Source organism: Amycolatopsis sp. SID8362, assembly GCF_010550475.1.
GTDB lineage: Bacteria > Actinomycetota > Actinomycetes > Mycobacteriales > Pseudonocardiaceae > Amycolatopsis > Amycolatopsis eburnea.
In genome coordinates, this window is sequence record NZ_JAAGNB010001664.1 from 1 (window position 1) to 9,584 (window position 9,584).

Annotated in this window: 8 protein-coding genes and 1 pseudogene; 5 read left to right on the top strand and 4 right to left on the bottom strand. The window is 71.7% G+C overall.

What is annotated here, in order from left to right:
• Positions 1-494: pseudogene (locus G3I65_RS51175) on the bottom strand (hypothetical protein); the annotation flags it as partial.
• A gap of 166 nt (positions 495-660) precedes the next feature.
• Here G3I65_RS51175 and G3I65_RS51180 point away from each other — a divergent pair.
• Positions 661-1,734, top strand: coding sequence for a class I SAM-dependent methyltransferase (locus G3I65_RS51180; RefSeq protein WP_160703187.1), 1,074 nt, complete (start codon positions 661-663; stop codon positions 1,732-1,734).
• A gap of 417 nt (positions 1,735-2,151) precedes the next feature.
• On the opposite strand, the gene folP is transcribed toward G3I65_RS51180, so the two are convergent.
• Positions 2,152-3,027: a dihydropteroate synthase gene (folP, locus tag G3I65_RS51185; RefSeq protein WP_125311466.1), complete on the bottom strand. Its 876-nt coding sequence runs from the start codon at positions 3,025-3,027 to the stop codon at positions 2,152-2,154.
• Between the two features lie 94 nt (positions 3,028-3,121).
• Here folP and G3I65_RS51190 point away from each other — a divergent pair, with 94 nt between their 5' ends.
• Both G3I65_RS51190 and G3I65_RS51195 read left to right on the top strand, forming a co-directional pair.
• Positions 3,122-3,772 (top strand): rhomboid family intramembrane serine protease, encoded by a 651-nt coding sequence (locus G3I65_RS51190; RefSeq protein WP_160703189.1) that lies wholly within the window; start codon positions 3,122-3,124, stop codon positions 3,770-3,772.
• 118 nt (positions 3,773-3,890) lie between these two features.
• On the top strand, positions 3,891-4,631 hold the full coding sequence (locus tag G3I65_RS51195; RefSeq protein WP_160703191.1) for a serine protease: 741 nt from the start codon (positions 3,891-3,893) through the stop codon (positions 4,629-4,631).
• Between the two features lie 61 nt (positions 4,632-4,692).
• Here the strand turns inward: G3I65_RS51195 and G3I65_RS51200 are convergent, their stop codons facing one another.
• Together G3I65_RS51200 and G3I65_RS51205 are read right to left on the bottom strand one after the other, a co-directional pair.
• Entirely contained in the window at positions 4,693-5,520 is an 828-nt protein-coding gene (locus tag G3I65_RS51200; protein ID WP_160703197.1) for a DUF11 domain-containing protein, read from the bottom strand.
• 177 nt (positions 5,521-5,697) lie between these two features.
• A complete protein-coding gene (locus tag G3I65_RS51205; RefSeq protein WP_160703193.1) occupies positions 5,698-6,327 on the bottom strand; it encodes a TetR/AcrR family transcriptional regulator in 630 nt (209 codons plus the stop codon).
• Between the two features lie 86 nt (positions 6,328-6,413).
• Here G3I65_RS51205 and G3I65_RS51210 point away from each other — a divergent pair, with 86 nt between their 5' ends.
• Both G3I65_RS51210 and G3I65_RS51215 read left to right on the top strand, forming a co-directional pair.
• Entirely contained in the window at positions 6,414-8,117 is a 1,704-nt protein-coding gene (locus tag G3I65_RS51210; RefSeq protein WP_160703195.1) for a TIGR03086 family metal-binding protein, read from the top strand.
• Positions 8,118-9,021: 904 nt separating this feature from the next.
• Positions 9,022-9,584 (top strand): transposase (locus G3I65_RS51215; protein WP_160696960.1); only part of this gene is annotated, 563 nt, incomplete at its 3' end.

Genomic DNA, 9,584 nt, shown 5'->3' on the forward strand with positions numbered 1-9,584 from the left:
AGCGCGGTCACCGGATCGCCGTGCGCCGCGCCGAGGATCCGCCGCGCCAGCTCGGGCGGCAGCAGGTCGCCGGCCCGCGGCAGCCGGACGGCGGGTTCGCCGATCAGCTCGGTCAGCGTGTTGTCGCCGTAGTCCCACGTGTATTCGCCGTCGGGCAGCCGGTAGAGGTCGTGCTCGCCGGCGGTGCCGAGGATGTCGACGCGGTAGCGGTCGGGCCCGGCGTACCAGACGCGCATCGGCGTCCGCATCGAGAAGAGCGCGGTGACGGCGGCGAGGTTCGGCAGCTCCGGCAGGGCCAGCGAACCGGCGCTTTCGGCGTAACCCTGGTACGGCCGTCCGGCGGAATCGAGGACGAGGTCGCGCAGTTTCGCGGCGTCGGCCGCCGCACCTGCCGGGGCGAGCGCGCTGAGCACCGAAGGCAGCGAGACGAGGACGGCGGCCACGGCCGCGACGACCGCCCACCGGCGACGCTTTTCCCGCCGCACCACCGTCATCCGGCATCACCTCTGCACCCTTTGTACGCCACGAAGGCTAGGGTCGAAGGGTGACGAACCCCGTTCATGCCGCCGTCCTGAGCTAGTTCCCCCTCAGGACCTCCCGCACACCCGCCCTTTCGCGGGTTCTTCGACGTGCCCGCGGCAATGAACGGAAACCCTTTCCATGGCTCACCTCGTCGTGCCCGGCGAACCCGATCGCCGGTTGTTTTCCCCACCCTCGCGCTACGCGGTCCTCGCCGACGACCACCTCTCCGCCGACGCGGCCCTGCGCACGCTTTCGTCCGGCGTCGCCCTGCTCTGGCACGGCGGCTTCCCGGCGGCCCGGCGGCTCCTGGACGCGCTGTCCCGGCGGCTTCCCGCCCCGCCACCGGACGACTTCGCGCACTACCGGGCGGACCGCGCCCGCCGCGCCCGGCTCCTTTCGCTGCTCTACGTCCCACTGGATCCGGGGTACGTCGTGCCGCTGCGCCGGGCCCCGGACGTCCGGGCGGCGTGCACCGACGTCTACGGCCCTTCGGACGTCTCTGCGGCCGTACCGCTGCGGGAACTGCTCGGGGTGCTGAGCGCCGCCGAATGGCGCCGGACGGGCGTCGAAGTACCGGCGCTCGGCGCGCGGATCCACCCGCACTACGGCGTTTTCGCGCCACTGCGACCGGAGTACGTGGACCTCGTCGCGGCGGCGCCGTTGCCCAGCACGGAGCTGGCGTTCGACATCGGCACCGGCACCGGCGTGCTGGCCGCCGTGCTCGCCCACCGTGGGGTCGAGCGGGTGGTGGCCACGGACGCCTCGGCCCGCGCGATCGCCTGCGCCCGGGAGAACCTGACCAGGCTGGGCTTCGGCGAACGCGCGGAAGTCGTGCGGACGGACCTGTTCCCGCCCGGCCGCGCCCCGCTGGTGGTGGCGAACCCGCCGTGGCTCCCCGGCCGCCCCCGCACCCCGCTCGACCACGCGGTGTACGACCCGGGCCACCGCATGCTGCGCGGCTTCCTCGACCGCGCCCGCCGCCACCTGACCCCGCACGGCGAGGCGTGGCTGGTGCTGTCCGACCTCGCCGAGCACCTGGGCCTGCGCACCCGCGCGCAGCTGCTCGCCTGGATCGAGGCGGCAGGCCTGCGGGTGCTGGACCGGACCGGAACCCCGGCCCGCCACCCCCGCGCACTCGATGAGGCCGATCCGCTGCACCGGGCCAGGGCGGCCGAGGTCACGTCCCTCTGGCGCCTCAGTCCACAACGCTGAGGCGGCGAGCCGAAGCGCCCCAGTTGGGGTTTTCTCACTGGCGGCTGTGTGGGGGCGGGCGTGCCGGTGGCCCGGTCGGCTGCGGCTGCGCCGGCGTCGTGAATGAGTCGGTCAGGACCTCGCACGACAGGGTTCCGGCACAGTCGCGGCGGTTTGCCCGGCGGCGGCTTCGCCGGCCCGCCCGGCAACACTCGCCACGGCCGGTGCCCGTGGGTTCAGACCGAGGGCGGTCGGCCCCCGGCGACTGTGCCGCAACCCTGACCCGAGACGTAGTGAATGACTCATTCATGTCGTCCGACGACATGAATGAGTCATTCACTACATCGCAGCCCGCCACGACGCCGCCCATGTGGGTGACCGGTCACGAGGCAATCCATGCTCCTGACCGAACCTCAACGCGGCCTTGGGCGCTCCGCCTCAGTCCACAGTAGACAGACCCGCGACCGCCGCGACGGCCTCGCGCGTCTCGCGGACGTTGTGGGCGCGGAAGACCGCCGCTCCCGCGTGGGCCGCGATCGCCGTCGCCGCGAGGGTGCCCGCCAGGCGGTCGCGGGCCTCGACGTCGAGGGTCTCGCCGATCAGGTCCTTGTTCGACAGCGCGACCAGCACCGGCCAGCCGGTCGCCACCAGGCGGTCGAAGTGGCGGAGCAGCTCGAGGCCGTGGCGGGTGCTCTTGCCGAAGTCGAACGTCGGGTCGATGAGGACGCCGCCGCGCGGCACTCCGGCGGCGACCGTCCGCTCGGCCGCCGTCGTCAGCTCGGCGAGGACCTCCGCGACGACGTCGTCGTAGCGCGGCCAGAACGGCCGTTCCGGGGTCGGCGCGGGGTACGGGTCGGTCCGCAGCGGCATGCCCCCGACGTGCGAGCAGACGTAGCCCGCGCCGAACTCGGCCGCGACCTCGACCAGCTTCGGGTCGGCACCGGCCCAGGTGTCGTTGAGCAGGTCGGCGCCGGCCTCGCAGACCTGGCGCCCGACCTCGTGCCGCCAGGTGTCGACGCTGATCACCAGCCCGGGGTGGCGTTCGCGCACCTCGGCGACGAACGGCACCACGCGCCTGCTCTCCTCGTCGACGTCGATCTCGGGCCCCTCGCCCGCCTTGACGCCGCCGATGTCCACGATGTCGGCGCCGGCCGCGACCGCGCGGTCCACGGCCTCGCGGGCGGCGTCCTCGGCGAAGGTCGCGCCCTTGTCGTAGAACGAATCGGGCGTGCGGTTCACGATGGCCATGACCAGGGCGCGGTCGCCGGGCATGCGACGGCCCCGGAAGACCACCTCCGGCCGGTGTGACGTCATGACCTTCACCCTGCCAGGTCACGGCTGGGTCCGAAACGGCGCTCCCCGCGGCCCGCGCCGGTTATCCTTCGCGCGACCGAGCAGGGGGAAAGCCATGAGTGGTGAGAGTCCGGCCCGCAGCGAAGCCGAGGCGATGATCGCCGAAGCCAAGAAGGCCCTCTGGGTGATGGTGGGCCTGCTCGCCGTGCTGTGGGTGGTGCAGATCTTCAACTCGCTCGACGGCTACGACCTGGGCCGCGACCTCGGCATCGAGGCGCGGGACCCGGCGTCGCTGCCGGAGATCTTCAGCGCGCCGTTCATGCACTCCAGCTGGGGTCACATCGAAGGCAACTCCGGCCCGCTGTTCGTGTTCGGCTTCCTCGCCGCCTACCGCGGGGTGAAGAAGTGGCTGAGCGTGAGCCTGCTGATCATCGTCGCGAGCGGCCTCGGCGTCTGGTTCACGTCGCCGTCGGACTCGGTCACCGTCGGCGCCAGCGGCCTGGTCTTCGGCTACTTCGGCTACATCATCGTGCGCGGCCTGTTCGACCGGCACCCGATCGACATCGTGCTCGGGGTCGTGATGGCGCTCTGCTTCGCCTACCAGTTCACGTCCCTGCTGCCGACCGACGAGCGGGTCAGCTGGCAGGGCCACCTGTTCGGGTTCGCCGGCGGCATCATCGGCGGCTGGCTGTTCCGCGACCGGAAGCCCAAGTCGGTCGCCACCCCCGACGCGGCGACCACCCTGCTCCCCAAGGACCTCGGCTAGGCGGCGCCAGGTCCGCTTCGACGTCGATCCGGACGCACCGGCCGATCACCGCTGTGAGGTCGCTGTGCATCCGCCGCCACAAGCTGCCGATCGGGCCGTCGTGTGGTGATCTGGACGGGTGGCGATCAAGGTTCTCCGGCCGGTGCTGCTGGCCGCGGCGGCGGTGCTGGTGCTGAGCACCGGCTTGGCCGTCGGCGCGGACACGACCGCCGACGACGCTTACGCCGCCGGTTCCCCGGTTCCCGCCGCCGAAATTCCCGCCGCTCCGGGGAAAACCGTTTCCCCGGTCGGTGCGTTGTTCGCCAACGGCAGCCATTTCTGCTCCGCGAGCGTTGTCCACTCGGGAACCGGCGACGTGGTGCTGACGGCCGCGCACTGCGTCCGGAATGGAATGTCGTTCGCTCCCGGTTACCACGACGGAGTCGCGCCGGTGGGAATGTGGACGGTGACCGGGACGACGGTTGCCGAAGGCTGGACTTCGTCGGCCGACCCGGATCTCGATTTCGCGTTCCTGACCGTTCGGCAGCCCGGGAATCCGGCTTCCCTGGAAAGCCTCACCGGCGCGAACACGCTCGGCGTGAATCGCGGATTCGACCACCGGATCACCCTCACGGGCTACCCCGACACAACCGATTCCCCCGTCGTCTGCGACGGCACGACCACGCGCTCGGACACCTACCAGATGCGGGTCGCCTGCCCCGGTTTCCCCGACGGCACCAGCGGCGGGCCGTGGGTGACCGGCGGCGAGGTCATCGGCGTGATCGGCGGCTACCAGCTCGGCGGCGACACCCCGGACGTCTCCTACAGCGCCTATTTCGACGACGACATCGCGAAGCTCTACGCCACGGCGACGGGCTGAACGCGAACCGGGCCCGCGTCCCTGGCGGAGGACACGAGCCCGGTTCACCTCTCGCGAACCCTCAGCAGGTCACGATGAGCCCGGTGAGCGCCGAGCACGTCTTCGACGCGCTGTCGTTGGCGGCGTTGGGATCCGTCGGCGAACTCGCCGTGCGCTGCGCGGTCGTGGTGTACGAGCCGAGCGCGAGCAGGCCGCCGTCGACCGAGAACTTCGTCGTCGCCGAGGCCCCGCTGGCCAGCGACGCGACGTCGCAGTTCACGTTCCTGGTGGTGCCGACGCGGGCGCAGCCGGTGCCGCCGGCGAAGGACAGGCCCGACGCGTACGTGGCCACGACGCGGATCCCGGTCGCGGCGGACGGGCCGTTGTTCGTCACGGTCACGGTGTAGTCGATGCGCGCGTTCAGCCCGCCGTGCCCGGTTGCGGCGAGCCCGACCTTGACGTCGGCCTGGGACGACTGCTCCCCGACGGTGATGACCGGACCGTCCAGGATGTCGAAGGCGTAGTTGTCCCCGACGAACTGGTGCTGCAGGGTGAACTGCCCGGGCGCGGCGGTGTCCTTGACGCGCAAGGTCCACTCCGTGGTCCGCGTGCCGCCCGCCTCGAGGTCGCCGAACGCGGCGCGGTAGCTGCTGCCGGCCTGGAAGCAGCCGACCGCCGTGGTGTTGGTGCAGGACACGACGTCGACCACGTCGGTGATCGCGGTGGGGTTCCCGTAAATGGCACCCTTCGCGAAGGTCACCGCGAAATCGCGGTCGTTGTGAATGGTTTGCGTGACGGTGAACGTCTGCCCCGGCACCACGTTCGTGGTACTGACGGTGACGGCGCTCGAGGGGTCGGCCGCCTGCGCGGCGGGTGCGATTGCGAAAAACGCGGTGGCCAGTGCGGCCACCGCGGACAGGATCGTGGTCCGTCGCCAGCTTCGTTGCATAGTCGTGATCTCACTGTTCGGGTCCGGGAATACCGCTCTGACAGGTGACGCGTGGTCTTTTCGGGGACGTCCGACGCTGTTCAGTCGCCCCGATCCCGGAATTCGTTACCGCCATCCGGCGGCCCCGCGGCGCCGCCGTCAGGACGGACGCCAGCGCCCGTTCATCTCACCCGGGCGCGGCGGCGGACCCGGCAAATCGGGCGCACCCCCGGCGGCCAGGCCTTCGACGAGGAGCGCGAGGTAGCGCCGCCGCAGCTGGGTGGTGCGTTCCTGGTCCTCGACGCGGATGGCCGCGCAGCATTCGAGGACCATGCCGAGGTCTTCGGCGACGGCGTCCCGGCGCAGCCGCCCGCTCTCGCGCGCCCGCTCGACCAGGTCCCTGGTCAGCTCGTTCGCGCGGCGCGCGTCCTCGCCCATGTCGGGCGTCGGCGTGAAGGTGCCGGCGAGGTGCACGGTCAGCGAGTGCACGTCGGCGTCCACGACCCGGCCGAGGAAACCGGTGAGCGCCGCCCAGCCGTCGGGCTCTTCGGCGGCGGCTTCGGCCTCGCGGATGTACGTGCGGAGGCCGTCGTGGCAGAGCCGGCAGAGCAGCACCTCCTTGCTCGGGTAGCGGCGGTAGAGCGCGCTGATGCCGACGCCGGCGCGCTCGGCCACGTGCGAGATCGGTGCCTTCGGGTCCACGAGGAAGACCTGGCGGGCGGCATCGAGGATGACGACGTCGTTGCGGGCGGCCTGGCCGCGGCGGCCGGGCAGGGCGGTCTCGGGCATGGGTTCAGATTAGCACTGGAACGGATCATTCCGCTCTGGTACAGTTCGGAACGAAGCATTCCGTTCCACCTTCCCGAGGAGCCCTCATGACCGCCCCCGCCATCCGCCCCTTCCGCGCCGAGATCCCCCAGGCCAAGCTCGACGACCTGCAGAGCCGCCTGTGCGGGGCGCTGTGGCCGGACGACCTGCCCGCCGCGTACGGCGTCACGAACGAGCGGGTCCGCGCGCTGGCCGAGCACTGGCTGGGCGGCTTCGACTGGCGTGCCTTCGAGGCGCGGCTGAACGCGTACCCGCAGTTCGTCACGGAGATCGACGGCGACACCATCCACTTCCTGCACGTCCGCTCGTCGCGGCCGGACGCGACGCCGCTGGTGCTGACGCACGGCTGGCCGGGGTCGATCGCGGAGTACCTGGACGTGATCGACCCGCTGACCGAGCCGGCGTCGGCCGCCGAGCCGGCGTTCCACCTGGTGATCCCGTCCCTGCCCGGCTTCGGCTTCTCGGGCCCGGCGAAGTCCGGCTGGGGCACCCACCGCACGGCGGCGGCGTGGGCCGAGCTGATGAGCCGCCTCGGCTACGAGTCGTACGGCGCGGCGGGCAACGACGCGGGGTCGATGATCTCGCCGGAGATCGGCAGGCTGGCGCCGGAGAAGGTCGTCGGCGTGCACGTCACGCAGCTGTTCTCGTTCCCGTCCGGCGACCCGGCCGAGATGGCGGACCTGAGCGAGGCCGACCAGGCCGCGCTCGCGCACCTCCAGTGGTTCTACGAGAACATGTTCTCGTTCAACACGCTGCACAGCCAGCAGCCGCACACCCTGGCGTTCGCGCTGGCCGACTCCCCGCTCGGCCTGCTGGCGTGGAACGCCCAGCTGTTCGGCGAGCACCTGGACGCGGACTTCGTCGTGGCGAACGTGGCGCTGTATTGGCTGACCGGCACGGCGGGCTCGTCGATCCGGTTCTACTACGAGGACGCGCACGACACGACGCGCCCGGAGGGCCCCACCACGGTCCCGACGGCCCTGGCGATGTTCGCGGGCGACTTCCAGTCGATCCGCCGCTTCGCCGAGCGCGACCACGCGAACATCGTGAGCTGGAACGCGTACGACACGGCAGCGACCGAGGGCGGCCCCCGCGACGCGGCCGGCCACTACGCGGCGCACGAAGCCCCGGAGGTCCTGGTAGCGGACATCCGCCAGTTCTTCGCCGGCCTGCGCCCGGCCACGCCGTGGCCGCTCCTGTCCCGGTCCCACGAAGCCCTCCGCACGGCGATCGAGGGCGTGACGGACTGGTCGGCCCCGACCCCGTGCGCGGAGTGGAACGCCACCCAGGTCCTCCAGCACGCAGCAGGCGACCAGCTCGGCTACGCGTCCGCCATCACCGGCTCGGGCGGCCCGGACTTCGACCCGTTCTCCCCGTCGGGCACCCTCGAAGCCAAGCCCGCGGACTTCCTGGACCCCACCCTGACCGCCGCGGCAGCCGCCTTCGCCACGATCAGCCCGGAAGCGACAGCGGTCCCGACACCCCTCCCCCAGGGCGCCCTCCCAGCCCCGGTGGCAGTAGGCGCAGCAGCCCTCGACGCGGCAATCCACGCATGGGACCTCGCCATGTCCTCGGGCGCCCCGTCCCCGCTGACGGAGGAACTGGCGGAGTCCCTCCTCCCGGTAGCGAAGCAACTGGCCGAGCCCCTCCGCGGCTTCGCCTACGCCCCGGCTCTGGACGGCCCCACCAACGACGACGCACCTTCAACCCTGCTGCGCTACCTGGGCCGCGATCCCCAGTGGAAAGCCTGACCACCGGACCGACCAGCCTGCCGGGAACCACGCGCACGGTTCCCGGCAGGCACAGGTCTTCCACCACCCGCCCCACCCTCCGGCGCCACCACGCAGGCCAGAGCACCCCGGCTCGCAGCGGCCGCCAGTCTCGCCGGTCTCGCCAGACTTTCCGGGCCTCACCGATCACGCACGGGTGCCGCCCTTGCCGTGCCAACCGCGCGTCGCCTGCCCGGTCTTCCGGATCTGCCGTGCGTTCCGATCCTCGCCGGGCCTTCCGGGCTGCCGCACCTCGCCAGACCTTCCGGCCTCACCGATCTCGCCGGACCTGTCGCACCTCGCCTAGCCAGCTGCATCTGCCGCGCCCAGCCAGACCATCCGGCCCTCGCCGATCCCGGCGCCTCGCCGGTCTCCCCGGTCTGGCTGCGCCAGCCGCCCTTGCCGCGCCAACCACATCTGCAAAGCGTCGCCCGCCGGGTCTCGCCGGTCTTCCGGATCTGCCGCGCCTTCCGGTCCTCGCCGAGCCTTCCGGCTCTGCATTGCCCAGCCCCGCCGGACCTTCTGAGCCCACCTATCCCGCCCACCGCGCTTCGCCGGTCTTGCGGAGCTGCCGCATCTTCCGGGCCTCGCAAACCACCCGGTTGTGCAGCGCCTCGCCGGGGCCTGCCGGACCTGCCGAACCGGCCGCACCTCGCCCCGTTACCTTTTTCGTAGTTCCTGATCAAGGAACTGTGGTCACCAGGCCCGGCATGACTAACGCCCCCAGTCGAACCCATGATCCGGGGGGTGGTGTCACCGGGTCTGGTGGCATCGAGGGACCGCTGATAGGGACACGGCCACCAACTGGTAGGTCTCGTCGTAACGTGGGTGCCGGCCATCGATGCCCTCCCGGTGACCACGTCGCGGCGAACGAACGGCATGGTGGATGAGCAGCAGTTTCGGGGTCTTTCTCGGCCTGGACGTCGGCAAGGACGCCCATCACGCGGTCGGTCTCGACCCACAGGGAAAGCGGCTGCATGACGCCCCGCTGCCCAACACCGAACCCAAGCTGCGAGCCCTGTTCGACAAGCTCGCCCGGCACGGAACGCTGCTGGTCGTGGTCGACCAGCCGGCCACCATCGGTGCGCTGCCGGTCGCAGTCGCCCGCGCCGCCGGACACCAGGTCGCCTACCTGCCCGGCCTGGCGATGCGCCGCATCGCCGACCTCTACCCCGGCCGCGCCAAAACCGATGCCCGCGACGCGTTCATCATCGCCGACGCCGCCCGTTCCCTGCCCCACACCCTGCGCCCGGTCGACGTCGGCGACGAGGCGCTGGCCGAGCTGGACGTGCTGGTCGGGTTCGACGACGACCTCGCCGGTGAGGCCACCCGGATCAGCAATCGCATCCGCGGGCTGCTCACCGGCATCCACCCCGCCCTCGAACGCGCCATCGGGCCGAAGATCACCCATCCCGCGGTGCTGGAAATCCTCTCGCGTTGCGGCGGTCC